Origin of the sequence: Streptomyces sp. NPDC048257 (assembly GCF_043201855.1) — a bacterium.
In the GTDB taxonomy this organism is placed as follows: domain Bacteria; phylum Actinomycetota; class Actinomycetes; order Streptomycetales; family Streptomycetaceae; genus Streptomyces.
This window is the reverse complement of the sequence record NZ_JBICZI010000002.1, coordinates 536,445-560,010: the sequence shown is the minus strand read 5'-3', so window position 1 is coordinate 560,010 and position 23,566 is coordinate 536,445. Positions and strand designations below refer to the sequence as shown.

General features: G+C 71.6%; 24 protein-coding genes and 2 pseudogenes. 10 read left to right on the top strand and 16 right to left on the bottom strand.

Going from position 1 to position 23,566, the window contains the following annotated elements:
* Positions 1-60: 60 nt before the first annotated feature.
* The 3 genes from ACGFZK_RS06610 (at position 61) to ACGFZK_RS06600 (ending at position 2,633) form a co-directional block, all read left to right on the top strand.
* Entirely contained in the window at positions 61-534 is a 474-nt protein-coding gene (locus ACGFZK_RS06610; RefSeq protein ID WP_393847714.1) for a hemerythrin domain-containing protein, read from the top strand.
* A gap of 64 nt (positions 535-598) precedes the next feature.
* Positions 599-1,051 carry an SRPBCC family protein gene (locus ACGFZK_RS06605; protein WP_393847713.1) on the top strand — a complete coding sequence of 151 codons (453 nt, stop codon included), beginning with the start codon at positions 599-601 and terminating at the stop codon, positions 1,049-1,051.
* Positions 1,044-2,633: a phytoene desaturase family protein gene (locus ACGFZK_RS06600; protein ID WP_393847712.1), complete on the top strand. Its 1,590-nt coding sequence runs from the start codon at positions 1,044-1,046 to the stop codon at positions 2,631-2,633. The genes ACGFZK_RS06605 and ACGFZK_RS06600 overlap by 8 nt, the downstream gene beginning before the upstream one ends.
* On the opposite strand, the gene ACGFZK_RS06595 is transcribed toward ACGFZK_RS06600, so the two are convergent.
* From ACGFZK_RS06595 to ACGFZK_RS06560, 8 genes are all read right to left on the bottom strand, one after another.
* Positions 2,630-2,827: a hypothetical protein gene (locus ACGFZK_RS06595; protein WP_393847711.1), complete on the bottom strand. Its 198-nt coding sequence runs from the start codon at positions 2,825-2,827 to the stop codon at positions 2,630-2,632. The two genes, ACGFZK_RS06600 and ACGFZK_RS06595, sit on opposite strands and share 4 nt — an antisense overlap.
* 361 nt (positions 2,828-3,188) lie before the next feature.
* Positions 3,189-3,431 carry a hypothetical protein gene (locus ACGFZK_RS06590; RefSeq protein WP_393847710.1) on the bottom strand — a complete coding sequence of 81 codons (243 nt, stop codon included), beginning with the start codon at positions 3,429-3,431 and terminating at the stop codon, positions 3,189-3,191.
* 232 nt (positions 3,432-3,663) lie between these two features.
* Positions 3,664-4,851 (bottom strand): zinc-dependent alcohol dehydrogenase, encoded by a 1,188-nt coding sequence (locus ACGFZK_RS06585; protein WP_393847709.1) that lies wholly within the window; start codon positions 4,849-4,851, stop codon positions 3,664-3,666.
* Positions 4,852-4,970: 119 nt separating this feature from the next.
* On the bottom strand, positions 4,971-5,438 hold the full coding sequence (locus tag ACGFZK_RS06580) for a hypothetical protein (RefSeq protein ID WP_393847708.1): 468 nt from the start codon (positions 5,436-5,438) through the stop codon (positions 4,971-4,973).
* Positions 5,435-7,927, bottom strand: coding sequence for a molybdopterin oxidoreductase family protein (locus ACGFZK_RS06575; protein WP_393847707.1), 2,493 nt, complete (start codon positions 7,925-7,927; stop codon positions 5,435-5,437). The genes ACGFZK_RS06580 and ACGFZK_RS06575 overlap by 4 nt, the downstream gene beginning before the upstream one ends.
* Before the next feature lie 46 nt (positions 7,928-7,973).
* Positions 7,974-8,531 (bottom strand): isochorismatase family cysteine hydrolase, encoded by a 558-nt coding sequence (locus ACGFZK_RS06570; protein ID WP_393847706.1) that lies wholly within the window; start codon positions 8,529-8,531, stop codon positions 7,974-7,976.
* Between the two features lie 23 nt (positions 8,532-8,554).
* A complete protein-coding gene (locus tag ACGFZK_RS06565) occupies positions 8,555-9,262 on the bottom strand; it encodes a DUF6766 family protein (protein WP_393847705.1) in 708 nt (235 codons plus the stop codon).
* A gap of 83 nt (positions 9,263-9,345) precedes the next feature.
* Positions 9,346-9,804 carry a hypothetical protein gene (locus ACGFZK_RS06560; RefSeq protein WP_393847704.1) on the bottom strand — a complete coding sequence of 153 codons (459 nt, stop codon included), beginning with the start codon at positions 9,802-9,804 and terminating at the stop codon, positions 9,346-9,348.
* A gap of 312 nt (positions 9,805-10,116) precedes the next feature.
* On the opposite strand from ACGFZK_RS06560, the pseudogene ACGFZK_RS06555 reads away from it, so the two are divergent.
* A pseudogene (locus tag ACGFZK_RS06555) lies at positions 10,117-10,221 on the top strand (NAD(P)-dependent dehydrogenase); the annotation flags it as partial.
* A gap of 65 nt (positions 10,222-10,286) precedes the next feature.
* Positions 10,287-11,201, top strand: a complete 915-nt coding sequence (locus ACGFZK_RS06550; RefSeq protein ID WP_393847703.1) for a DUF72 domain-containing protein — start codon at positions 10,287-10,289, stop codon at positions 11,199-11,201.
* A gap of 272 nt (positions 11,202-11,473) precedes the next feature.
* Here the strand turns inward: ACGFZK_RS06550 and ACGFZK_RS06545 are convergent, their stop codons facing one another.
* Positions 11,474-11,824: an ABC transporter substrate-binding protein gene (locus ACGFZK_RS06545; protein ID WP_393847702.1), complete on the bottom strand. Its 351-nt coding sequence runs from the start codon at positions 11,822-11,824 to the stop codon at positions 11,474-11,476.
* On the bottom strand, positions 11,821-13,017 hold the full coding sequence (locus tag ACGFZK_RS06540; protein ID WP_393847701.1) for a DeoR family transcriptional regulator: 1,197 nt from the start codon (positions 13,015-13,017) through the stop codon (positions 11,821-11,823). Before ACGFZK_RS06540 ends, ACGFZK_RS06545 begins: the two co-directional genes overlap by 4 nt.
* Positions 13,018-13,070: 53 nt before the next feature.
* Here ACGFZK_RS06540 and ACGFZK_RS06535 point away from each other — a divergent pair.
* Positions 13,071-13,398, top strand: a pseudogene (locus ACGFZK_RS06535) (transposase); the annotation flags it as partial.
* 15 nt (positions 13,399-13,413) lie between these two features.
* Here ACGFZK_RS06535 and ACGFZK_RS06530 read toward each other — a convergent pair.
* The 3 genes from ACGFZK_RS06530 to ACGFZK_RS06520 form a co-directional block, all read right to left on the bottom strand.
* On the bottom strand, positions 13,414-14,919 hold the full coding sequence (locus ACGFZK_RS06530) for a SpoIIE family protein phosphatase (protein ID WP_393847700.1): 1,506 nt from the start codon (positions 14,917-14,919) through the stop codon (positions 13,414-13,416).
* A gap of 1,036 nt (positions 14,920-15,955) precedes the next feature.
* The gene (locus ACGFZK_RS06525; protein WP_393847699.1) at positions 15,956-16,270 is read right to left on the bottom strand and encodes a hypothetical protein; all 315 of its coding nucleotides are present in this window, start codon (positions 16,268-16,270) and stop codon (positions 15,956-15,958) included.
* A gap of 63 nt (positions 16,271-16,333) precedes the next feature.
* The gene (locus ACGFZK_RS06520; protein ID WP_393847698.1) at positions 16,334-17,641 is read right to left on the bottom strand and encodes a phosphatase PAP2 family protein; all 1,308 of its coding nucleotides are present in this window, start codon (positions 17,639-17,641) and stop codon (positions 16,334-16,336) included.
* Between the two features lie 357 nt (positions 17,642-17,998).
* Between ACGFZK_RS06520 and ACGFZK_RS06515 the strand changes: the two genes are divergently transcribed.
* Entirely contained in the window at positions 17,999-18,205 is a 207-nt protein-coding gene (locus ACGFZK_RS06515) for a hypothetical protein (RefSeq protein WP_393847697.1), read from the top strand.
* Between the two features lie 239 nt (positions 18,206-18,444).
* Here ACGFZK_RS06515 and ACGFZK_RS06510 read toward each other — a convergent pair whose 3' ends face one another.
* Together ACGFZK_RS06510 and ACGFZK_RS06505 are read right to left on the bottom strand one after the other, a co-directional pair.
* Positions 18,445-18,627: a hypothetical protein gene (locus ACGFZK_RS06510; protein ID WP_393847696.1), complete on the bottom strand. Its 183-nt coding sequence runs from the start codon at positions 18,625-18,627 to the stop codon at positions 18,445-18,447.
* Between the two features lie 176 nt (positions 18,628-18,803).
* Complete coding sequence (locus ACGFZK_RS06505) at positions 18,804-19,337, bottom strand: hypothetical protein (RefSeq protein ID WP_393847695.1); 534 nt, start codon at positions 19,335-19,337, stop codon at positions 18,804-18,806.
* 179 nt (positions 19,338-19,516) lie between these two features.
* On the opposite strand from ACGFZK_RS06505, the gene ACGFZK_RS06500 reads away from it, so the two are divergent.
* The 3 genes from ACGFZK_RS06500 to ACGFZK_RS06490 all read left to right on the top strand — a co-directional run bounded on the left by ACGFZK_RS06500 (position 19,517) and on the right by ACGFZK_RS06490 (position 22,256).
* Entirely contained in the window at positions 19,517-20,224 is a 708-nt protein-coding gene (locus ACGFZK_RS06500; RefSeq protein WP_393847694.1) for a hypothetical protein, read from the top strand.
* Positions 20,225-20,454: 230 nt separating this feature from the next.
* Complete coding sequence (locus ACGFZK_RS06495; RefSeq protein ID WP_393847693.1) at positions 20,455-21,651, top strand: ThiF family adenylyltransferase; 1,197 nt, start codon at positions 20,455-20,457, stop codon at positions 21,649-21,651.
* The gene (locus tag ACGFZK_RS06490; protein ID WP_393847692.1) at positions 21,648-22,256 is read left to right on the top strand and encodes a GNAT family N-acetyltransferase; all 609 of its coding nucleotides are present in this window, start codon (positions 21,648-21,650) and stop codon (positions 22,254-22,256) included. The genes ACGFZK_RS06495 and ACGFZK_RS06490 overlap by 4 nt, the downstream gene beginning before the upstream one ends.
* 213 nt (positions 22,257-22,469) lie before the next feature.
* Here the strand turns inward: ACGFZK_RS06490 and ACGFZK_RS06485 are convergent, their stop codons facing one another.
* Positions 22,470-23,435 (bottom strand): hypothetical protein, encoded by a 966-nt coding sequence (locus ACGFZK_RS06485; protein ID WP_393847691.1) that lies wholly within the window; start codon positions 23,433-23,435, stop codon positions 22,470-22,472.
* Positions 23,436-23,566: the final 131 nt, after the last annotated feature.

Below are 23,566 nucleotides of genomic sequence, written 5' to 3'. Positions count from 1 at the left end.
GGTACACGCCTGCGGGGCGGCAGCAGCCGCCTCCAGGCGGACCGACGATGAGGAAACGCTGTGGACGGGATCGTGCTGCTCAAGGAAGACCACAAGACGGTCGAGAAGCTCTTCAAGCGGTTCGAGAAGGCGGGTGAGTCGGCGCACGCCGAAAAGCGTGAGATCGCCGATCAAGTGATCGCGGAACTCACCACCCACACCTGGATCGAGGAGAAGATCTTCTACCCCGCTGCCCGGGAAGCCGCCCCGGACACCAAGGACCACGTCCTGGAGAGCGTCGAGGAGCACCACGTCGTGCTGTGGATGCTGTCCGAACTCAAGGGCCTCGACCCGGCGGACGAGCGCTTCGACGCCAAGATGTCCGTCCTGATGGAGAACGTGCGCCACCACGTCGAGGAGGAGGAGAAGGAGTGGTTCCCGGACGTCCGCAAGGCCATGGGCCGCAACCGCCTCAACGAGCTGGGCGAGGAGATGGAAGCGGCCAGGAAGACGGCTCCGGACGAACCCCTCGCCGTCCCCAGCGCCGGCCAGTAGACGTCACCGATCCCCTTCGTCCGCCCGCCAGCCCGTCCGTGCCCCCACGGCAGGAGAGATCCCCATGGCCGTTCGTCACCAGCTGATCCGCAGCTCCCCGCACGAGGTGTGGGCCGTACTGGCCGACCCGGTCCGGTACGGGGAGTGGGTCGTGGGCCCCTCGGAGTCCACACCCCTCGACGCGCACTGGCCCACCGTCGGATCGCGCCTGCGCTACACGGTGCGGCTGGGCCCCTGGACGGTGGAGAGCGTGACCACCGTCCGCCACAACGAGCCCGGCAGGGAACTGGAGCTGGAGGCCCTGGCCAAGGGACTGGGCACCGCGCGGATCTTCCTCCAGCTCCGGCCCTGGGGCGAGGAAACGCTCGTGGTCTGCGACGAACACCCCCTGCGCGGCATCGGCGGCGCCCTGCACAACTCCGTGAGCGAGGCACTGCTGCAGATCCGCCACCGGGGCATGCTCGCCCGGCTGGCCAAGGTCGTGGAACGAGAACGCACCGGAGCGCACCATGCCTGATGCGGTGGTGATCGGCGCCGGCCCCAACGGGCTGGTGGCCGCGAACCTGCTGGTCGACGCGGGCTGGAGCGTCGAGGTCCTGGAGGCCCAGCCCGAGCCGGGCGGCGCCGTACGCAGCGACCGCGGCGTGCACCCCGACTACGTCTCGGACGTCTTCAGCGCCTTCTACCCGCTGGCCGCCGCCTCCCCCGTCCTCGCCGGGCTCGACCTGGCCGCCCAGGGACTGCGGTGGAGTCACGCCCCACGCGTCCTCGCCCACCCCCTCAGGGACGGCCGGTGCGCCGTTCTGGAGCGCCGGGTGGAGGAGACCTCGGCTGGGCTGGCCGGGTTCGCAGCGGCCGACGCGGACGCCTGGCGGGCCCTGTACGACGTGTGGACCCGCATCGGGCCGGACCTGGTGAAGGCACTCTTCACGCCGTTCCCGCCGGTACGGTCCGGGCTCCGCCTCGCGGCGAAACTCCGCACTGCGGGAGGCCTGCGACTCGCCCGCAAGCTGGCCCTGCCCGTGCGCCGCCTCGGCGAGGAGGAGTTCGCCGGGGACGGCGGGCGGCTGCTGCTGGCCGGCAACGCCCTGCACGCCGACCTGGCCCCCGAGGCCGCCGGGAGCGGGGGCTTCGGCTGGCTGATGTCGATGCTCGGCCAGAGCCACGGCTTCCCGGTCCCCGTCGGCGGCGCCGGCGCCCTCACCGAAGCCCTCGTACGACGGCTGCGCAACCGCGGCGGCGTCCTGCGCTGCGGGGAACGCGTCGCATCCGTCGTCGTCCGGGGCGGCGCCGCCGTCGGGGTCAGGACGGCGGGCGGGGAAACCGTCGGCGCGCGCCGGGCCGTACTCGCCGACACGTCGGCGCCGGCCCTGTACCGGGAGCTCGTCGGCGAGGAGCACCTGCCCGCCCGGCTCGTGCGGGACCTGGAACGCTTCCAGTGGGACTTCGCCACGTTCAAGGTCGACTGGGCACTGACCGGCCCGGTGCCCTGGACGGCGCCCCAGGCCGCCGGGGCGGGCACGGTCCACGTGGCCGACGGCATCGACGGTCTGACCCGCTTCGCCTCGCAGATCGCCATGGGACACGTCCCCGACGAGCCGTTCGCCCTGTTCGGCCAGATGACCACCGCGGACCCCAGCCGCTCACCCACAGGCACCGAATCCGCCTGGGCCTACACCCACCTCCCTCAGCACATAGCCTCCGACGCCGGCCCCGACCGCATCACCGGCCGCTGGGACACCCGGGAGCAGGAGGCCATGGCCGACCGGATCGAAGCGCAGGTGGAACGGTACGCACCGGGGTTCCGCGCGCTGATCGGGGCCCGCCGGATCCTGGCCCCCACCACCCTCCAGGCCCTGGACGAAAACCTTTACAACGGCGCCATCAACAACGGCACCGCCGCCCTGCACCAACAGGCGGTCTTCCGTCCCACCCCGGGCACCGGCCGGCCCGAGACCCCCGTCAAGGGTCTCTACCTCGCCTCCGCCGCCGCTCACCCCGGCGGCGGCGTGCACGGCGCGCCGGGCGCGAACGCCGCACGCGCGGCCCTACGCGCGCACGGTCTGCGAACGCTCCTCCACCGCGCCCAGCGCGTCTAGCAAAGCCGCCGCGGCCGAGGGTGCTCAGTCCGCTCCACGTCCGTGACCAGGCCGACCAGCGCGGGCAGCCCGCCTTCGGGCACGGCCCGGCGCTGACGGTCGGCAGGGGTCCCCTCCCGCAGGAGCCGTTGGACGAGGCCGCTCACCTCGCGCAGGTCACCCGTCTCCTCCAGCACCGGAGTGATGCGCCGCATGAGGGCGCACAGCACGTCGCCGCTGGAGCACGCCGGCCGTCCGGGTCGAGCGGCGTGCGGTTCAGGCCAGAGCGGGCCGCGGGCCGGTTGGCAGCCTGCATCAGGTCCGGCATGCGGGGCCCGGCAGGGCGGCGCACGCCTGCGGTCGGAAAGGGTCGTGGTGACAAGGGCGCGGACGACGTTCACCTTGAGGGCAGCCGGGCGGCTCGGGCGCTCAGAGTCGTACGGCCCACCGCACGTGTGTCGGTACGCGGACGTGACGCTGGCCGTCGCCGCCGGGGCGGCTCCGGCCGCTCCCCCGCTCGACGCCCTTGGGGGCCATCGGCCGTCGGCTTCGGCCCCCCAAGCGGCGTCGGCGCGCCTATGGAGCCGGCTTCTTGCCGTGCCCCTGGCCGTGCCCGCCCCCCTCGCCCCGCTCGCCGCGCTCGCCCCGCTCGGCCGTGCGGCGCTGGGCGTCGGTATTGGGGCTCAGTGCGTCACCGGCCTCGCCGTCTTCGTTCCCGGGGACGATGGCGTCCTCCGCCTCACGGCGGGCCGCGCGGTCGCCGCTCTCCCCCGGCGCCTCGGAGGGCGGGGTCGGCTTGCGGTGTTCCTTCTCTGCCACGGTGATCCCTTTCGTTCGGGGTGTTCCTGTCGCGTTCGGGGCGCGCGAGCTGCCTAAGCCCCGCGCCGGACCCCGACACACGCGTACCCCGTGATCGGCACCGGCACGCGGTGGGGCCACCGACTGCTCCGCGTTTCCCCGCGCCGTGCCACCCGGTCGGCACAGTCACCGGGACGGGGGCGCTGGCGGGACGCCGGCGATCCCGAGGCGGACCGCGATCCCACCGGGGCCGTCAAGGAGTGAAGAGGATCTTGACGGCGCCGTCCCGCTTCTTCTGGAACATGTCGTACGCGTCCGGAGCCTCCTCCAGCGGCAGCCGGTGGGTGGCGAAGTCGTCCACACCCAGCGGGTCGCCGTCGATGAGGAGGGGCAGAATGTCGTCGACCCACCGGTGGACGTTGGCCTGGCCCATCCGCAGCTGGATCTGCTTGTCGAACATGGTCAGCAGGGGCAGCGGATCGGCCGCGCCGCCGTACACACCGGATACGGACACCGTGCCGCCCCGGCGGACGAGGTCGATGGCCGTGCGGAGCGCGGACAGGCGGTCGACCCCGGCGCGCTTCATCATGGCGGCGGCGAGGGCGTCCGGCAGGAGCGTGGTCATGCCCTGCGCGGCGGCGGCGACGCGACTGCCGTGGGCTTCCATGCCCACCGCGTCGATGACGGCGTCCGGTCCGCGTCCCTCGGTCAGCGACCGCACGACTTCCACGAGACCGTCGGGCCCGCATGTGCGCAGGTCCAGGGTGTGAACTCCGCGCCGGCGGGCGCGATCGAGGCGTTCGGGCACCAGGTCGATGCCGATGACCGTGCCGGCGCCCCGATGGGCCGCGATGCGGCAGCTCATGTCCCCGATGGGGCCCAATCCCAGGACCGCGACGCTGCCGCCCGGCGGGACGTCCGCGTACGCCACGGCCTGCCATGCCGTGGGCAGCACGTCGGACAGGTAGACGAAGCGGTCGTCGGCCGGCCCGTCGGGGACCTTGATGGGCAGGGCGTTCCCGAACGGGACGCGCAGGTACTCGGCCTGTCCGCCCGGGACCTGCCCGTAGAGCTTGGTGTACCCGAAGAGCGAGGCTCCGGTGCCGTGCTCGTGGACCTGCGTCGTCTCGCACTGCGAGTGCAGGCCCTGCCCGCACATGAAGCAGGCACCGCACGAGACGTTGAACGGGACGACCACCCGGTCGCCCGGCTTGAGTTCCTTCACGTCCGGTCCGACCTCTTCCACGACGCCCATGGGCTCGTGACCGAGGATGTCGCCCGGTTCGAGGAACGCGCCGAGCACCTCGTAGAGGTGCAGGTCGGAGCCGCACAGGCCGGTGGTCGTAATCTTCACGATCACGTCGTCACGGTCCTGGATGACGGGATCGGGGACGGTGTCGACCCGTACGTCCCGCTTACCGTGCCATGTCAGTGCCCTCATGACCTCTCCTCGTGGGTTCGTCCTCGGTGGTTCGTCCCCCGGGAATGGCGTGCTGCCAGGCGCCTGCCCCGGACGGCGCCGCCGAACCGGGACGGCCCGCGACGTGAGTCCGCCGGGGGTCACGAGCTGGTCAGGACCTGCGGACAGAGATTCTTGATCATGGTGTTGGTCCAGCGCATCTGCCGCAGTGTCTGCGGGTGGCAGGAAGCGGCGAGGGCGGTGAGCCCCTGGTCGTGGGTGGCCTTGGCGGTCTGGGCGAGCATCTCCCAGTGGAGGGAGCTCCGGGCGGCGGCCACGTGGAGTTCGCGGAGGTCCGTCAGGAGGAGCAGGCCCGGCGGCTGCGGCTCCGTCGGCGCGGGGGCCGAGTCCCGGCCCGCGGCGGCGGGGACGCCGTCGAGGGTGAGGCCGTGGGTGGCGCCGGCCTCGGCCAGGCGCCGCACGTGTTCGAAGGACCATCCGGCCAGGTCGGTGGCGATGTGGTGCACCTCGTGTTCGGCGCGGTGGCGTCCGGCGACCGCGAGGAGCTCCTGCGCCAGGTCCTCCTCGCCGCGGTGGAGCGCGCGCAGCGCCCAGGCGATGCCGTTCACTCGTCGTCGCCTGCCTCGGCGTCGTACCGCTCGTTCTCGAAGATGTGCGTGGCGCGGGCGGTCGGGCCGCCCTCCGTGGCGGGCACGGTCCCCGGCCCGACGGGGGCTGACGCGGTCGTGGTGGGGGCGGGGGCCGGGGTGCCGTTCCCTCGTTCGACCAGGGAGAGGGACGCCGACGCGGTCTTGAAGAGCCGCTGCTTCGAGGCCGGGTCCCAGTCGGTGACCGTCGTCTCGTTGGCCGCCCGGCCGGGGGTGGTGCCGTCCGGCGCGTTTCCGGCGGGGGTGTCCCAGTAGCCGTAGTGGAACGGCACGAACAGCAGCCCGCGGCGGATACCGGTCACGCGCAGCCGCCCGCGGAGGGCGCCCCGCCGGGAGGCGACCTCTACCAGGTCCCCTTCTTCGAGGCCCAGTTCCGCCGCGTCAGCCGCTGACGCCTCGACCCACACGTCGGGGGCGGCGGCGTTCAGCTGGGGGGTGCGGCCGGTCTTCGTGCGGGTGTGGAAGTGGTAGAGGGTGCGCCCGGTGGTGAGCTGGAAGGGGTGGCTGTCGTCGGGCTGCTCGCGAGGCGGCCGGTAGGCGGCCGCTTTGATCATCGCCTTGCCCGTCGGGTTGCACGCCCGGTAGTCGGTGGCGCTGTCGGCAGCGCCCGTCTCCAGGTCCTTGCCGTACGTCTCGCAGGTGTCGGGGTGGGCCCAGCTGATCCCGTCGGTGTACAGGCGCTCGGTTCCGCCGGGTGCGTGCTCGTTGCACGGCCACTGGATGCCGCCGGCCCGGCGGAGCAGGTCGTGGTCGAGGCCGGTGTAGTCGCAGGGGCGTCCGGCGCTGCACCGCTTCCACGCCTCGAACGCCGAGCGCGGGTCGTGCCAGTGGACCAGCGGGCCGCCGTCCTTGTCGCGGAAGTCCATGCGGGCGGCGAAGTCGAGGAAGATGTCGAGGTCCGGCCGCGCCTCGCCGGGCGGTTCGACGGCCTGGTCGGACAGGTGGACCGTGCGGTCGGCGTTGGTGAAGGTCCCGGTCTTCTCTCCCCAGGTCGCGGCGGGCAGGACGACGTCGGCCAGCTGGGCCGTCTCCGTCAGGAACAGGTCCTGTACGACGGTGAACAGCCGCTCCTGGGACAGGATCGGGCGGATGCGGGCCAGCTCCGGCAGCGACACGGCGGGGTTGGTGCCGCTGATCCACAGCATGCGCAGGGAGCCCTGCTCGGCGTAGCGGAAGATCTGCATGGCGTGTGTGGGCGGCGCGTAGTGCGGGATGCGGTCCGGTTCGACGTTCCACACCCGGGCGAGATCGGCGACGTGCTCCTCGTTCTGCCAGTTGCGGAAGCCGGGGAGGTCTCCGTCGGCGCCGCATTCCCGGGTGTTCTGCGCGGTGGGCTGACCGTTCATCTGGAGCACACCGGCTCCGGGGCGGCCGAGCATGCCGCGGATCAGGTGCAGGTTGTTGACCTGCACGGCGGCGGCGGTCGCCTGATGGGACTGATAGACGCCCTGGAGCACCGTGGACAACAGGCGCTCGGCCGTCCCGAGGACCTCGGCCGCTTCCTCGATCCGTGCGGCCGGCACGTCGCAGATGTCCGCAGCCCACCGCGGGGTGCACTCCTCCACCTGCGCGCGCAGTCCGTCGAACCCGACGGTGTGGGCGGCGAGGTAGTCGTGGTCGATCCGTCCGGTGCGGACGACCTCGTGCAGGAGAGCGTTGAGGAGGGCCACGTTGGTGCCGGCGCGCGGTGCGGGGTGGACCGCGGCCCGCCGGGCCACGGGGGTGGGGCGCGGATCGACGCAGAGGAGGCGGGGCGGATCGGCGCCCTGGAGGCGGTCCAGGATCCGCATCCACTGGACGGGCTGCGTCTCGGCGATGTTGTGTCCGAAGAGGGCGATCACGTCGGCGTGGTCGATGTCGTCGTAGGAGCCGGGCTGGCCGTCGCACCCGAACGACTCCTTGAGGGCCTCCGCCGCAGTCGCGGTGCACAGCCGGGTGTTGCCATCGAGATGGTTGGTCCCGATACCGGCCCGGGCCATCGTCGCCAGCGTGTAGTACTCCTCCAGGAACAGCTGCCCCGAGGTATGGAAGCCGATCGAGCCGGGCCCCCGCTCGCGCAGCAGCTCCTGGGTACGGAAGACGATCCGGCCCATCGCCGTGTCCCAGTCGGTTTCCACGAGCCGGCCCCCCTCGCGGACCAGAGGCCGGGTGAGCCGGTCGGGCGAGGCGTTGGCCTGCCACCCGAAGAGGTCCTTGGGCCCCAGGCGGCCGTGGTTGACCCGGTCGTCGGCGCGCCCCCGTACGCCGACCATGCGGCCGTCGATGACCGCGATGTCCATGGCGTCCCCGTCGGAATGCAGGATCGAGGCCGCCCGTACCCAGCGCTGCACCTGCGCCTCCGTGACACCGTGGGAGAGGAAGGTGTCGACGCGCACGGGCCACGGCTCGCCCCGCCCGTAGGCGGTCCGCGGGCCCCAGGGGCGCGCAATGCGGTCGGTCGTGGTGTTCATGGCTACCTCCTGCGGGAGCCGTTGTCGTGGTGCGGGCCCGTTCCCCTCAGGTGCGGTCGTGCGGGGTGTCGAAGGCGATGTCGTGTCCCGGCAGGATCTCGGCCCCCATGTTGCGCTCCATCATCCGTACGGCCGCTTCGGCGAGGTCCGCGTCGATGTGGGCGACGGCGTCGGCGGCGACCACGACGTCGAGGTGCCGGATGTGGGCGTCCAGGGCCGAATACAGCACGCACTGTTCGGTCACCTGCCCGCACAGGACGACCCGGCCGACGTCGAGCTGCTCCAGCAGATAGCCCAGGGGCGTCTCGAAGAAGGCCGAGTGCCGGGCCTTGACGACGAAGAGCGCCTCCTCGTCGGGGGCGACCGGCTCGACCAGGTCCGCGTGCCGGCCGGACAGGGCGGCCCGGAGGATCTCCCCGTGGTGGGAACGCCACTGCCCGAAGTTGTCGTTCACGTAGATGACCGGCGCCTCGTCCGAGCGGGCCCGCTCCAGCAGCAGGCGGATACCGGGCAGGGCTTTGCGGACGGACGGGGCGAGGGCGTCCGCGTCCTCGTGTTCGTAGGTGTTGAGCATGTCGATCACGATGAGGGCCGTACGTGCCATGGCCGCCTCCTCTCCTTCGACATTCAGCCCTCCACACCTGTCGAGGTGTGGGCGGCGCCGACCGGCTTGGATTCGGGGGAACCGCGCTGGCGCAGGTAGACGGAGAGAATGACCATGGCGGCGACCGCGAGGAGTTCGGACTGCCAGTTCTGCAGCGTGCGGCTCCAGAAGTCCGGCGCACCGAGGTAGGCGCCCCACTCGATGGGGTCCTGGAGCTGCCGCAGCCGCTGTTCGTCGTACGCCGCCACCCCCGCGATCGACTGGGCGAGCCAGGATCCGAGGAACAGGCAGCCCATCACGATACCCAGTGAGCGAGAGTAGAGCCGCTGACGCCAGTCCTTGGTGCCGGCCCAACGGGGCGAGTCGCCGCGGGCATGGTCGCCCAGGCGCTGCTCGCGGTCCGATTCCGTACCCGCCTTGTGGAGCTCCTTGGACTCGGGAGAACCGCGCTGGAGGAGGTAGACGGTGCCGAAGATGTAAAGGAAGAACTGCAGGAACTCCGACTGCCAGTTCTCCGAGACGTCCACGGCGAAGTCCGAGGTGGTGACGTACTCGCCCAGGCTGATCCGCTGCAGGCCGTCCACCGTGAGCTGGTCGTTGAACTCGGCGTGCCCGGCCACGGCCTGCGCGACCAGCACCACCAGGAAGGCCGTCCCGAAGACCAGCGTCAGGCTGTTGTTCCGCCAAAACCCGCCGCGCGGCGCGGCGGTCTCCCGGTCGTCGTCACTCATCGGTGCATCGCTCCGATCGCGATGAAATAGGCGAGCCCGCCGACCACCACGACGAGGCAGGTCACGAACAGCAAGCGCATTCCTCAGCCGCCCTTCAGCTCGCACTGGTAAGGCTGTTCCGCCCGCGGAGTGCAGCCGGCCGCCACGACCTTCCACCCGCTGTCAAACAGGGACAGGAAGAGCGTGTCCCCCTCCAGACGGAGCATGGCCTGTCGCCCGTACACCTCGGTAGCGCGCACCGTGCCGGCCTCGGGGAGGTCCTCCGCACCCAGCGCGGGCCCGCACGCCGTGCGTTCCTCCTGCTCCAGGGCTTCGCGCGTCTCGGGTGCGAGCAGCCGGCACGCCGCCTCTCGGTCGTTGGCGGCCAGGGCCCGTACGAACTGCTCCCCGGCGGCCCGCGCGCCGGAGACCCGCGTCGCGGGCGCTCCGCACCCGGCCAGGACCAGAGCGGCGGCGCCGACGCCGAGGGCAGCCTGCAGGGCCCTCGCACGGGACCGTGCCGCCCGTCGGCACTCCGCTCCCGCGGCTGTCGGCGCTCTCACGGGTGACACCTCGCTCACGGCTCACTTCCCGATTTCGCGATCACGCGTGTCTCCCGGTTCGTCTCTTCGTCTCTTCGCCTCTTCGGCTTTTCGGCTTTTCGGCTTTTCGGCTTTTCGGCTCCAGTGACGCCGGCTTGCGGTTCCACGCCCCGCACGAAGGTAGGCACTCGTGTCCCGCACATGCTCATGCCCCCTGCGCGCCCCGCCGTCGCGCCGCGCTACGGATACCACCCGACCGGCGGACCAGGGACTGGCGTACGGTCCGGTTGCGGGGACCGGTCACGGCTGTCCGTTGCCGAAGTCCGGACCGGATCCCACCCGGCGGAAATGGCCCCCGCGTACGTCTTCCTGGCCTCCGACGAGGCGAGTTGCATTCCCGGCAAGGCCGTCAACGCCACCGGCGGGACGTCGTTGCCCTGGCTGCCGGTCCCGTGGGGAGCGATTCAGCGGTGCCGGCGGCCCGGCGGGGTATACGGCGACCCATGGGTGACATCTCGGTGGGCGCGTGTTCGTGGACGGATCCGGCGCTGGTCGCCAGCGGGTGGTACCCCGCCCGGCGGCGGGACGCGGAGGGGCGGCTGAGGCACTACGCCGCCCGCTTCCCCGTCGTGGAGGTCGACTCCACCTACTACGGGCTGCCGAGTGCCCGCAACAGCCGGCTGTGGACCGAACGGACCCCGCCGGACTTCCGGTTCGACGTCAAGGCGTTCTCACTGCTCACCGGCCAGCCGACCCGGACGACCGCCCTCCCCGCCGATCTGCGACCGGCGGGGAGCGGCCCCGCCTGGGTGCGGGCCGACGGCGGACTCCGCAAGGAAGTGTGGGAGCGCTTCAGCGGGGCGCTCGCTCCCCTGCGCGAGACCGGACGACTCGGGACGCTGCTATTCCAGTTCCCGGCCTCACTCGCCCCCGGGGCGCGCGCAGAGGCGGCGGTGGAGGAGTGCGCCGAACGGGCGGCCGGCTGGCCGCTGGCCGTGGAGTTGCGCCATCCGGGGTGGTGGGGCGAGGAGCGGCGGACGGCCACCGCCGCCCTCCTGGACCGGCACGGAATGGCGGCCGTGGCCGTCGACACGGCCCAGGGACTGCCGACGTCCGTTCCTCCGGTCGCGTGCGTCACCTCCCCGGACCTCGCCGTGGTGCGTTTCCACGGGCGGAGCCCCGCGTGGGGTTCCAGCGGCCCCGGCAGCAAGGAGGCGAAGTACCGCCACACCTACACCAAGGCGGAGCTGGCCGAGTGGCTGCCGCGGCTGCGGGACATGGCAGAGCGGGCCGCCTCCGTCCACGTGCTGTTCAACAACTGCTGTGCCGACGCGTCCGTACAGGCGGCGGAGACGATGCGGCGGATGCTGGAGGGCGATGCGGCCTTCACCGTGCGTGGGCCTCGAGGTGTTCGATGAGGGGAATGACCAAGCCGGGAACCTGGTCGGGCAGCCAGTGGCCGGCGCCCTCTCGGTCCTCCAGGCCGACCTCGCCGCCGGCCACTCCTGCTTCGCGAGTCCCCGCGAGGGCCGTCAGCCCGGCCTGACGCCCGACAAACGCATCCAGAGTCTTGTCGATTACCCCCAACGACGGTTACCGACTCCCTTGAGCACGGCGACGGACGGACATGGCCTCAGAGTAGAAACCCCCCGCGCCGCCCCGGGCGCCGAGTGAGGCAAAGCCGCGACCCTTAGGCATCACACATTCCCCACCCGGTGCCGGGCCGCTCCAGACCCGCGAGATCCGACTGCCCGTCGGCTCGGTCAGGACACGGAAGACGGCCTTCTTCGCCTTGGCCCTGGTGCCCCAGTAGCCGTCGAAGCGCTCCAGCTCGATCGACTGGCCCTTGTTCCACCTGCCGAGCTTGCACGGTGGCCATGTACTGGGGGAACTGCGAGTCGGCCTTGTTCAGCTTGACGGTGACCTGGAGCGGGCTGCTCTTGGTGATCGACGCGACGTTCTGGAACACCTGGGCCCAGGCGGCGGCGTTGTCGGGGTCCATCTGCCGACCGAGGCTGAAGACCACGTCGTCGGTGGTCATCGCCTTGCCGTCGTGGAAGCGCACGCCGGGCGCAGGTCGTAGACCCGGGTGGTGGGGTCCGGGTTCCCCGCCTTCCGGGCGAGGCCGGGCTCGGTGGTGAGGCGGGGGGTCCAGCGCATCAGGCATTCGCACACGTTGGACAGGACGGTGTTCTGCGGGTAGTCGAAGGCCACCGTGTAGTCGAGGGTGGGTGGTTCGGCATAGACGGCCCCGGTGAAGGCGTCGATCTCGCCGCGGGCCTCGGGCCTGGAGGCCGACAGCCTGACGTCGGTGACACCGGCCGCATTGTCCTTCGGCGGGCCGGCGCAGGCCGCGAGCAGGGAGACGGACGTCAGGGCGGCGGTCGCGGCCGCGGCTGCGGAGCCGAGCCGGGCGCGCCGGCGGCGGAGGCGGCTGCCGGCGCGGGGCGGGGCGGGGCGGGGCGGGGACAGCGTTGTCCGGACGCCGCTCCTGCGGAGAGAGGCGACCAGGGCCGCGTCGGCCCGTGGGTCCGTGGCCAGGGTGTCGACGGAGCGGATACCGGCGGTCTTCACCCGATGCAACCTGCCGAGCTTCGAGCTGTCGGCGACGATGATCGTGTGCTCGGCCTGCTCGAACATGATCCGGTCGATCTCCGCGCCGTGAGCGGTGTACCGGGTCAGTCCGGCCTGCGGACTGACCCCGTCCGCACCGACGACCGCAAAGTCAAAGCGATAGGAACGCAGTGTCCTCTCCGCGACCCCACCGACGAGATCGTTGGACAGCGGCCTCGCGGATCCACCGGTGACCACGACCTTGACGCCCTGTCGGGCCATCAGCGAGCTCGCCGTGTCGAGGCCGTTGGTGACGACCGTGAGGTTCGCCCGGCCTGCCAGGCTTCTTGCGACGAACCCGACGGTACTGCCTCCGCCCAGCGCCATCGTGAGCGGGCGGGACGGTATCGAGGACGAGGCCACGGCCCCGATCCGGCGCTTCGCCTCGGTGTGCTGTGCACGGCGCAGGCTCACGGGCGGTTCCGCTCCGCGGTGCGCCGCGGCGATCCTTCCGTGCGACCGCCGGATGAGGCCGTTCTCCTCCGTGGCCGCCAGGTCCCTGCGGACGGTGGCACCGGAGACGCCGAGACCGGAGGACAGAGAACGTACCTGCAATTCCCCTCGCTGCGCGAGGAGGGTCAGAATCGTCGAGATACGCGTGTCGCGTGTGCGGTCACTCACCAGTTTCTCCGTCCCACCCGCCCACGAGCGAGGCTCCGGCCAGCTTGCAGATCGGTCTGCCCCGTCCCAGAATCACCCCGACGTGATCTTGGCGGACAAGGCCCAGTCGTCCCGGGCGATCCGCCGGCGTCCGCGGCGCCGCGGAATCCGGGCGGTGACCCCGCAGCCCGCTGACAGGCCGCCAACCGCAAGCGGCTGGGCCGGTTCGGCGGCCGCCCGCCGGCCTTCGACCGCGAGTCCTACAAGCAGCGGAACACCGTCGAACGCTGCATCAACGAGCTCAAGCAGTGGCGCGGCCTGGCCACTCGCTACGACAAGACCGCCACCATCCACCTCGCCGGACTCCACCTCCCCGCCCTCTTCATCTGGTCAGCAAGGTGATCCGAAGGAAACGGCCTAATGGCCCCGCCCGGCCTCTGGCGTGGTCCGGGCGATGAGCAGGGCTACGTCGTCATGATCCCCTGGGTGCCGCAGAGTGTGCAGAAGCAGGTCGCAGGTTTCCTCCAGCGAGCGGCTGGGGTCATCGAGGACGTCGAGGAGAACCTCGAGGCGGGTGTCAATCGGCTCATCGCGAGTCTCGACCAGGCCGTCGGTGTAAAGGACGAGCTGGTCTCCGGCCTCGATGACAAGGCTGGTGGTGCGGAAGGCGACACCACAGCCGCCCAGCGGCGCACCGGTGGGTAGGTCGAGGAGTTCGCGCGTGCCGTCCGGATGGAGGAGGACAGGAGGCAGGTGCCCGGCCAGGCTGAGGTGGCATTGCGCAGTGTGCGGGTCGTAGACCGCATAGACGCAGGTCGCGATCGTCTCGAGACCCTCGGTCGCGTGATCGAGGTGGTGCAGTACCTGGGCGGGGTCGAGATCGAGATCCGCCAGCGTACGGGTAGCGGTGCGCAGTTGGCCCATGGTGGCTGCGGCTGCGACTCCGCTGCCCATGACGTCTCCGACGACGAGCGCGGTCTTGTCGCCGCGCAGGGGGATGACGTCGAACCAGTCGCCTCCGATCTCCATGGTGGCTTGGGCCGGGCGGTAGCGGGTGGCGACTTCCAGGCCCGGTCGCCGCGGTGGGGTGTGGGGCAGCAGGCTGCGCTGGAGGGTGAGTGCGGTGTGGCGTTGTTCTTCGACGGCTCGGTGCCGCTCGGTCACGTCCACGCTGGAGGTGGCGACACCCAGCACGGTTCCGTTCGGGGCTTCGAGCCGGTAGAACGAGATCGACCAGGCATGATCGTGATGGGGGTCGGCCGGAGTACGGCCGACGGTGTACTGGTCCACGATGGGGATGCCGGTGACCAGCACCTCGCGCATCGCCGCTTCGAAGGACGCGTCCACGGCCGGCAGTACCTCATGAACGTGTCGGCCGATGTGCTCGGAGGCTGGCACTCCGTTGAGGCGTTCCTCCGCCGGGTTGACCGAGACGTACCGGAGGTCGGTGTCCAGCACGCCCAGCCCGACCGGCGACTGGGATACCAGCCGGGCGGACAGTGCCAGGTCCCGTTCGACCTGCCGTACCGTCGCCTGGTCCGCGGCCAGGCCCAGTGCGTAGTACTCCTGCTGGGAGTCCAGCAGTCGCATGTTGCGGAACTCCACTCTGCGCGTGCTGCCGTCCTTGTGACGAACGGGGAAGACTCCGACCCAGCTGTCCCCTCCGTCCATGACCTGAGCGAACATGTCCAGCACGGCTGAGAGGTGCTCTTCGTGGACCAGCAAGCGACCCGCGAACTCTCCGAGTGCCTCCTCGGCGGTATAGCCGAACAGCTCCTCGGCCTGAGGGCTCCACAGGTCGATTCTGCCGTCGGCATCGAGGAGAACAGCGGCCACACCCAGCAAGTCGAGCAGGCCACCCGGCCCGGACGGTGCGGCCCGCGCCCCGTCGGTACCGTCCTGCGAGGGCTCGATGGCACCCATCTCCGGACTCTCCTTTCGACCGCCGAGGCTGCGGTCCCGTGCCGGCCGAGGGGCGATCACGTGCCCCGGTGTGTGGTCTCCCCCGCCATCTCATCGTCCTCCCTTCGCGCAACACGCGTGCGCGCCACGCTGTCGAGGGACGGCCCTCACCCCGACTGCCGAAGCCCACGTGCGGATCGCGGGCGGGTCCTCCGCCAGGTCGGACACGTGCCGGGCCCTCTTTCCCGCCTCTCAGATCCATGGTGCGACGGTGTCGTCGTCCCGCACCGCGCGGAGCCATCGCTGGGCCATTTCTGTCTGACCGTCCAGCGTGGCCGCCACGCCGGCATGGAAGTTCTCCCACAGGCAGCCGCGCCGGGGCGGACGTCGAAGCGGTTCCGCAGTCGCGTTGCGGGGATCAACGAGCCGGGTCCTGAGAACTCCGATCTGGCGCTCGGCTCGGTGAGCGGGCGCGGCCGCCACTTTGGTGTGTGGGCGCGGCCGCCACTGGGGTGAACCGGGCCTCGCTACGGAAGTCCTCCGTCGGCTGTACTCCCTCCGCGAAGTCGAAGGCCAGATGGTCGAAGTCCTGCCACAGCCACATCACAGCGCCCTTCGGTCCGCTGCCCCGGCTCCGACGCGGAGAGGTGAACTCAACGGGGCCGAACCACCATCCCTGAGCGTCGATCCGGACACGGATGGATCCGAAGTGGCTGAGCTCGGACCGGAGTTCGCACCGGACAACAAGGGTGCGACCCGTGACCAGCAGAGGCGAGGCGAGGCGAGCACGATCCGCCGGAACTCGGGCGGGGGCACGCGAGTTCGGCGGTATCCGCACTGCGGCCGGGAGCCGACCGGCGCCCGTGGCACCGTGCAGGCACAGCCCGACCCGGACCTGGAACCGGCCGGGAGCGGCGAGGCGACCCAGCACCCCCTCCCGGTGCTGCCCGGGGGCGGACCTACGGTCTGGTCGCCGCGCAGCCAACCCTTGCGCCAACCCTTGCGCCGGCTCGCGGCGCCGCGCGCGGTGCATGCTGTGCCGAGCAGGCGTCCCCCTTCAGGCCGTGGCGGGCGGGTCGCGCCGGGGCTGTGCCACGAGATCACGGAGGCGCCGCCTCAGCTCGTCGACGCGGCCCTGATCCACCACCCCCTGGTCCCGTGCCGCTGCGACGGCGGTGATCGCGTCGACGATCTCCTCCAGGCGGCCGGCCGCCGGGATCAGCCGGACGGCCTGGTCGCTGACCGGTGGGGGTTCGGCAACCGCGTTCTCGGCGGCGGCACGTACCTGATGCGCCCTCAGATACGCCTCGTCCCTCCGCAACGGGAAGCGCTCGCGGTCGCCGGTCTGCGTGCCCTCGGCGCGGGCCGCCATCGCGTCCTCGATGAAGCCGCGGACCTCGTCGCTTCACCTGCTCCGTGCCCGGCCGGCTTCGGCTCAGACCAGTTCGGGCTGCGGTTCGCGTCGCGGTGCCGGCAGCTGCGCCGAGGCCGCCGCCTGCCGTTCCCAGAGCCTGGTGGTCCGTACGTAGCCGTAGATCACCGAGGCCATCGCCAGGACGATCAGCGGTCCGAACACCCACGGATGCCCGGCCAGCTCCATCGACAGGTAGCGGTACGAGACCAGGAGCGCGGCGAAGACCACGGCGCCGTGGACGACCAGCCGGATCCCCGCCCGGTCCCAGCCCCGCGCCTGCGCCCGCAGGCCCGCCTCGATCGTGAGCGTGAACACCACACCGGCCACGATGTCCGCACCGTAGTGGTAGCCGAACCCGAGCGTGGCGCCGAGCGTGGCGATCAGCCAGAAGGTGCCCGCGAACCTCATGGCCCGAGGGCCGCCGCGGGAATGGACGAAGATCGCGGTGGCCCAGGCGGTGTGCAGGCTGGGCATGCAGTTGCGCGGGGTGAACTCGTCGAAGGGCATCGGCTGCGGTGCGCCGATCGGCGGTGGCGTACCCGGCCACAGGTCGGCCACGGCCCACTGCGCCCCGTCGGCTCCGTAGGCGAAGATCGGTCCGACCACCGGGAAGATCATGTAGATGCCGGGGCCGAGCAGGCCGATGACGAGGAAGGTGCGCACCAGGTGATGGCGCGGGAAGCGGCGCTCGGCCGCGACGTTGCGCAGCTGGTACAGCGCGACGGCGACCGCGGCCACCGCGAGCTGGATGTAGACGAACTCCAGGACCCGGAAGCCGACGGTGCCGGTGGCCTCGACGAGCCGGCCGACCACCCATGACGGGTTGCCCAGGGCGCGGTCGGCGGTTGCCACGTACTGGTCGAGGACCGTCGGGCGGGTCTTCGAGGTGATCAGCAGCCAGACGTAGCCGGTCTTACGGCCGGCAACCAGCAGCAGGGCCAGCCCGACGCCCTTCAGGATCAGGGCGCGCTCCCGGCCGGTGCGGCGGGTGACGGCGATGACACCCCAGGCCAGGGTCACCCACAGCGCGCCACTGCCGAACATCATCTCGGCGTCGACCAGCCACCGCACGAGCCACAGGACGAGGTCGATGCCGATCGCGGCGCCGAGCCCGATGAGCCGCTGCCGCCAGGTCAGCACCACCATCATCAAAGCCATGCTGGCGTACAGCACCGTCCCCGACCGGGGGGCGAATACCACTTCGCGCGCCTGGGCGGTGACGGGCCCGGCCACGCCGTACCGCCACGCGGCCAGCTCCAGCCCGAGGAGGAAGCCGAGCGCCACCACACTTACCGCGGTCCACAGCACGACGCGTGGTGGACGCCGCACATCTCGCGATATTTTAGATATCAATTTCCAGCCGTTTATTCATATTTCATCAGCATCATCGTTAACTCGAACATGCTAGCGGAGCACCCTCGGCATGCCGCTTGTCGCACCCTAAAATGATCAAGGGGCCGTTCCGGATTGCTCCGAAACGGCCCCTGATCTGCGCCTTTTTCACACACCGGCCGCATCGACGAGGCCCGCTGCCACCACCTGACCTGATGCCGCCACCGCGCACCCGCGCCCGGCCTCGCCTCGCGGGCCTCATGGGGACCGCCCATGCTGAGTAGGAGGCGCCGTCGTCCTGAGACGTGTCCTTCCCGAAGGCCGACCGGAGGCGCCTGAGAGGAGAACGAAGTCATGCGAATGCGAAGAATCCTGGGCCTCGCCCTGGCCGCGGCGACCCTTGCCGGCATGAGCGCCGTCGGCGCTGTCAGCGCTGAAGCGGCCTCGTCTCCGAACATCACCAGGGACGAGTGCACGGCCGCGGGCGGGCAGATCACCTCACGCCCCTACGCCAGCGAAACCTGCGCCCTGCCCGACGGGACCACGCAGCCGATCACGTGATCGGTGGGCCCCACGGCCGGGCAACCGGTCCGGCCGGTGCGTTCGGCGCGGTACGCGGCACCCGGCCGACGAGCGAGGGCCCCAGCGGCGGCGGGGCCCATCGGGGGCGTGACCGCCCTCCTGCTCGCGATCGCTGCCGACAAGACCCCGGCATACTGGCCGGGTTACGGCGGCTCCTGCCCCCGTGCGGGGCGTGGCCGTGGCGGCGGGTGCGGGTGCGCGCGATGTCCCCGTGACCGTCAGCGTCTGCGGCCCCATCCGCGGGCGGGCCGCGCGCTGCCGATGCCGGCGACGTGCAGCGCGAGCACCGCGAGACCGATCAGCATGAAGTTGGTGGAGCTCAGGACGTCGTTGGTGGCGATGTCAGCCGCGTTGATGAGGAACGCGATGAAGAACAGGACTGCGGCGGCGATGCCCAGCATGGTCGGGCTCCTTTCGGTCGGTGCCGACCGTCTGCCCCGTGCGGGCCGGACCATGTGCTGCCGGTCGCACGTCGGGCCCAGGCCTTGGGCATGACCTTGGGCGTGGAGGTCCCGGATGCCCGGCGAGCTGTTGCTCCCGACTCGCGGCCGGGTTGACGTTCTCGGCGCCCTCCGCGTCAGCGGCCGCTCTGCGCGCGCAGGAAGCGGCGCTCCTTGTACCGGCGTGCCGGCTGCCACCAACGCGCGGCGTACGCGAGGTCCTCGCGGCAGGCATCGAGGAACGCGTCCTGTGCGGCGACCACCGCCTCAGCCTGCTGCTGGAAGCGGACGCCGTCCCTCTCGTTCAGCTCCAGGTTGCCGGTCGCGGTGATCAAGCCCTCCGCCGCGGCGATGACGGGCACGGTGCCGCACAGCCGTACGCCGTGCAGCGCGCCGATGAGTTCGCTGCTGACCTCCCACGCCTGGGGGAGCCGGCCCAGCAGGAGCTTGTGCGCCGCTCGTCCGGCCTCGCCCTGCAGGTGGGAAAACTGGTACGCGTAGTGGAAGGAGCGGGACGAGGCGTCGAGCAGTCGCCGGTACGCCTCCGCCCGGTCTTCCTTGCTCCCCAGCCGGGGCACACCCGTGGGGCGGTATCGGCCGATCAGGGCAGCACTGACGCTGCCCGTGGCCTTGATGCCGGCAGCGGCGACGCCCGACGTCGTGAAGGTCATGCCCGGTTCTACCACCCGGCGGGAGCGCCAGGGCAGGGGTCGCAGGAGCTCATGCGCTCGGCCGGCGGCAGGACGTGGGGGAGCCGGTTTCGGAATCGTCAATTCCGGGGACGGTGTCGAAGCAATCGCCGTGATCGTCCCGCGCCCTGACGGCGCCTGACGCGACACCCGAGGGAAACATGGGCTGGAAGGGCAGACGTCGGACGGCCACTACGGCCGCTCTTGCCGGAGTGGTCGCCGTCGTCCTGGCGGCTCCGCCTTCGGTCGGTGCCGGGCCCCGCACCGGGACCGGGACCCCGCCGTCGTTCCGGAACGCCTCCCCGACGCCGCCTCCGCCCCGGCTCCCCCGCGACTTCCGCGGCAAGGGCAAGTGGATCGTCCGGGACCTGGACATCACGGTGCCGTTCACCTGGGAGGGGAGGGACGGCGACAGCCAGATGACCGCGGGGGGCCCGCAGTACCCCATCTGGTTCACCAACCTGATCTACCGCGACACGCTCTACACGCTGACGTACAAATGGCCCGGTCTGCACGAGCATTCCTGCTCACGCATCCCGGGCTTCAACCTGGAGGCGCTGAACCAGGGGTTCGAGAACGCCCGGTTCGTCGGGCCGGAGACCCTGCGGCGCACCCCGGAGCGGCACGTGAACCACTGGAGGGTCGGCGTCGTCCTCCCGCAGCTGCCTCCCGGGAACTACCCACGTCTGCCGCTCGCACTGGGCGACATCTACGTCGACGAGGACAACCCGGGCACCTTCTGGCAGGTACTGCAGTTCGGTGTCCAGAACCTCTACGACCCCGAGCTGGACGAGTGGCTGGTCATGGACACCTTCGAGCACCGGCCCGGGACCGTGACACTTCCCCGGCGGTGCGAGCCGCCGGCGTGAACATGGCCCCGGGGCAGGCCCACGGCACCGCCGTCGGGCCCGGCAGCCGCGCCGCGTCGTAGCGCCGGAGCACGAGGCAGCGGCCTGCCCTCCCGAGGCCAGTCGGTCGGCGAAGGAGCCAGGCGTACGCGGGCGCTCAGGGGGCGCAGTGAAGTAGAAGATCAATTCGAGTGCGCCCCCCGGAGTGAGGTGGGCGGTTCAAGATCGCCGGATTGGCTAGCGTCCTGGGGGTGACTCACTTCTCGTATCCCGGTACGGGCCCGGGGCGGTTCGTGCTGCCCTCTCCCCAACAGGCCAGCGAATCGTTTCGTCCCCTCCTGCTCGATCCGGCCCTGCCCGACGACGCCGCCGCGTTGGCCGCCGTGCGCGCATCCTCCCTCCTCAGAGAGGTGCACGACCGGATCGAAGACCAGGTCGGCGAACTCGTCCGCTGCCTCTCCCCGGGCGGCTACCGCACGGCCCACGCGCTGACCCGAGCCGTTGAGGACACCACGGGCGGCCGGCCCGACCTGTACGGCAGATGGGCCTGGTACCCGTGGTCCGGGCGCCTGGTCCACGTGCTGCCCGAGGCCGGGTTCCGCCTGGTGCGCACCGACCGCAACCGCGACAAGATCACCCGCGAGCAGCAGCAGGAGCTGCTGGGCCGCCGGGTCGGGGTCATCGGGTTGTCGGTCGGCAGCAGCGCCGCGCTGACCTGCGCCATGGAAGGCGTCGGCGGCGCCTTCCGGCTGGCCGACTTCGACCGGCTGAGCCTGTCGAACCTCAACCGGCTGCGCGCCGGCGTCCACGAACTGGGCGTGGAGAAGACCGTGCTGTGCGCCCGCCGCATGTACGAGATCGACCCGTACCTGGACATCGAGATCCACCGGACGGGCCTTACCGAGGACTCCATCGAGGAGTTCTTCAGCACCGATCGCGGCGGCCTCGACGTACTCGTCGAGGAGTGCGACACCCCGTGGGTGAAGGTCGCCGCCCGCGAGCATGCCCGCCGCCTCGGTATCCCGGTGCTCATGGACACCAACGACCGCGGGCTCCTCGACGTGGAGCGGTTCGACACCGAACCGGGCCGCCGGCTGTTCCACGGCCGCATCGGCGACACCACGGCGGAGGAGCTGCGCGAGCTCGACCACGCCGGGACGGTCCGTCTCCTGCTGCGCATGGTCGATGAGCAGCAGCTGAGCCCCGCCATGACCGACGCCCTTCCCCGGATCGGCCGCACCCTCTCCAGCTGGCCCCAACTCGCCAGCGGGGTGATGCTCGGCGCAGCCCTCGCCGCAGACACCGCCCGCCGCATCCTCTTGGGCGACCCCGTTCCTTCCGGGCGCTACTGCGTCGATCTCGACGTGCTCATCCCGTCCCGGCCCGACATGTCCGTACTGCCGCGAGCCACCGGAGCCCTTACCGCACAGTCGGCGGCCGCCCCATGAGCCGCGTACCCGAACTCCGCGGCCGGCACCTGAGGCTGCGCGAAATCCGCGTCACGGATCACGTGCCGTACACACGCATCGTCACGCACCGCCTGCTCACCCGCTACCTCGGCATCGATCGCATGGACGAGGCCGAGGCCCACGATGCCTTCGCGCGGACCATGGGCCAGGCCCACTGCCACCCGCGGCGCCGATACACCCTGGCCGTATGCTCCCTCGACGACGACAGCCTCGTCGGCACGATGGGCCTGCTCGTCGAGGAGTACGGCAGCAACGCGATGCTCACCAGCCTGGTGCTGCTCCCCGGCGCCCCGATGGCCGGGCACGGCCACGAAGCCGGCCGCCTGCTCATGGCCTTCGGCTTCGGCCAACTGGGGCTCCACCGCATCTGGGCGGGCCACCGCAGCGACCACCCCCGCATGGCAGACGTGATGCGCGCCGCGGGCCTGCGCCGCGAAGCGATGCTGCGCCAGCTCTTCCGTACCCAGGGCTGCTGGCACGACGTCACCACGTACGCGGCGGTCGCCCCGGAGTGGAAACTCCAGGCCACGGAAACCGAGCTGGCGATCCTCGACGGCGCGCCCCGCCTCCAGGGCTGTCATTGAGCGGGTGCCGTGGACAGCCCTTCGGTCGGCAGGACCGGGGCCGCCCCGATCAGGGACGCCCGGCCTGCCCGCGCGCCGCGGGCACCGCCGAACCGGGCTGTGCGGGCGAGGGACCGGACAGCCCGAGAGCGGTGTCCGCCGTACCTCGCCGGGTGTCCTGACGGCGTGTCGGGGACGAGCGGGATGCGGGCGGGGCCAGGGGACCTCGGCCCCTCAGTACAGCGGGCCGGAGGGAAACCCGTGATCCGGCGGGAACGGATCGGGCAGGACGGGAGCCGGCTGGGCGGCGGCTCCCTGCGCGCGGGCGACGGCCAGGCGCGCGGGCCACTCCACCGCCCACATGATCGCGGCGGCCCCCGCCAGCTGCCAGAAGCCGTCGGCGTGAAGACCGGGGTCCACGTACGCGAAGGCCGCGCAGATCAGCCACAAGACCAGGCAGTGGTAGGCGACGAGGACGATCGAGGCGATTCCCGGTACGGGCAGGGACAGCGTGATGCGCGGCAGCATGAAGAGGGACGCCACTGCACACAGGGCGAGCGCCTGCCGCCACCCCGGCGCGGCGTCGAGCCGGACGCCGTCCAGCACGAGCGAGGCGAGCGCGAGTCCCGCGGCATTGAGCAGTACGGCGGCCAGCGAGCGCGCGGCTGCACGGCTGGTGCGGCGGCGGAACAGGGCGAAGAAGGTCCCGGCCGTGGTGGCAACGGCCGCCACCAGCAGCCCCGAGACGAAGACGGGCCACAGGCCGGTCAGGCGCACCGGCAGACCCGCGGCGCCGCAGATCCGTACACCGGCCCAGAGGGCGAGCGGGTACACGGTGAGCAGGACCAGCAGGTTGACCAGGGTCTGCAGCACGCCGAGGACCATCAGACGGCGCACCGGTGCGAAGAACTCCCGGTCCGAGCCCCAGAGGTCGGGCTCCTCCGCGAGGAGCCCCCGGGCCCGTCGCAGGGACGGCCGCATCAGGAGGGCCGTCAGGCTCAACGCCGCCCATACGACCGCGCTCACGAAGGCGGCCGTCAGCGCCACCACGAGTACCTGCCGGCCTGCCGAACCGGTCAGCCGGAAGTCGACGACCAAGAGCGCGGCGGCCGCCACGCCGGCAGCCACCGAAGCCAGCCGCAGCGTGACGCGTGCGCCCCTCCCGGTGCGTCCGTCCCCGAGCCCGGTGTTGACCGTCATCAGCCTGCCCCCTCGTGAGTCGCGGCTCCGACAGAAGGCATGCCCTGCTTGAACCCTCCCCAGCCCTGTGGGGCCGCGCGGGTCCGGTCAACGCCCCTTCCGCAGTTGTTCCCGGTCGCCCGTGCCCGTGC

Excerpts from the sequence above, each read along its gene's own strand:
- ACGFZK_RS06605 (WP_393847713.1), top strand. The coding sequence starts at position 599 with ATGGCCGTTCGTCACCAGCTGATCCGCAGCTCCCCGCACGAGGTGTGG.
- ACGFZK_RS06600 (WP_393847712.1), top strand. The coding sequence starts at position 1,044 with ATGCCTGATGCGGTGGTGATCGGCGCCGGCCCCAACGGGCTGGTGGCC.
- ACGFZK_RS06595 (WP_393847711.1), bottom strand. The coding sequence starts at position 2,827 with ATGCGGCGCATCACTCCGGTGCTGGAGGAGACGGGTGACCTGCGCGAG.
- ACGFZK_RS06585 (WP_393847709.1), bottom strand. The coding sequence starts at position 4,851 with ATGAGGGCACTGACATGGCACGGTAAGCGGGACGTACGGGTCGACACC.
- ACGFZK_RS06575 (WP_393847707.1), bottom strand. The coding sequence starts at position 7,927 with ATGAACACCACGACCGACCGCATTGCGCGCCCCTGGGGCCCGCGGACC.
- ACGFZK_RS06570 (WP_393847706.1), bottom strand. The coding sequence starts at position 8,531 with ATGGCACGTACGGCCCTCATCGTGATCGACATGCTCAACACCTACGAA.
- ACGFZK_RS06565 (WP_393847705.1), bottom strand. The coding sequence starts at position 9,262 with ATGAGTGACGACGACCGGGAGACCGCCGCGCCGCGCGGCGGGTTTTGG.
- ACGFZK_RS06550 (WP_393847703.1), top strand. The coding sequence starts at position 10,287 with ATGGGTGACATCTCGGTGGGCGCGTGTTCGTGGACGGATCCGGCGCTG.
- ACGFZK_RS06545 (WP_393847702.1), bottom strand. The coding sequence starts at position 11,824 with ATGACCACCGACGACGTGGTCTTCAGCCTCGGTCGGCAGATGGACCCC.
- ACGFZK_RS06530 (WP_393847700.1), bottom strand. The coding sequence starts at position 14,919 with ATGGGTGCCATCGAGCCCTCGCAGGACGGTACCGACGGGGCGCGGGCC.
- ACGFZK_RS06525 (WP_393847699.1), bottom strand. The coding sequence starts at position 16,270 with ATGGCGGCCCGCGCCGAGGGCACGCAGACCGGCGACCGCGAGCGCTTC.
- ACGFZK_RS06515 (WP_393847697.1), top strand. The coding sequence starts at position 17,999 with ATGCGAATGCGAAGAATCCTGGGCCTCGCCCTGGCCGCGGCGACCCTT.
- ACGFZK_RS06510 (WP_393847696.1), bottom strand. The coding sequence starts at position 18,627 with ATGCTGGGCATCGCCGCCGCAGTCCTGTTCTTCATCGCGTTCCTCATC.
- ACGFZK_RS06505 (WP_393847695.1), bottom strand. The coding sequence starts at position 19,337 with ATGACCTTCACGACGTCGGGCGTCGCCGCTGCCGGCATCAAGGCCACG.
- ACGFZK_RS06500 (WP_393847694.1), top strand. The coding sequence starts at position 19,517 with ATGGGCTGGAAGGGCAGACGTCGGACGGCCACTACGGCCGCTCTTGCC.
- ACGFZK_RS06490 (WP_393847692.1), top strand. The coding sequence starts at position 21,648 with ATGAGCCGCGTACCCGAACTCCGCGGCCGGCACCTGAGGCTGCGCGAA.
- ACGFZK_RS06485 (WP_393847691.1), bottom strand. The coding sequence starts at position 23,435 with ATGACGGTCAACACCGGGCTCGGGGACGGACGCACCGGGAGGGGCGCA.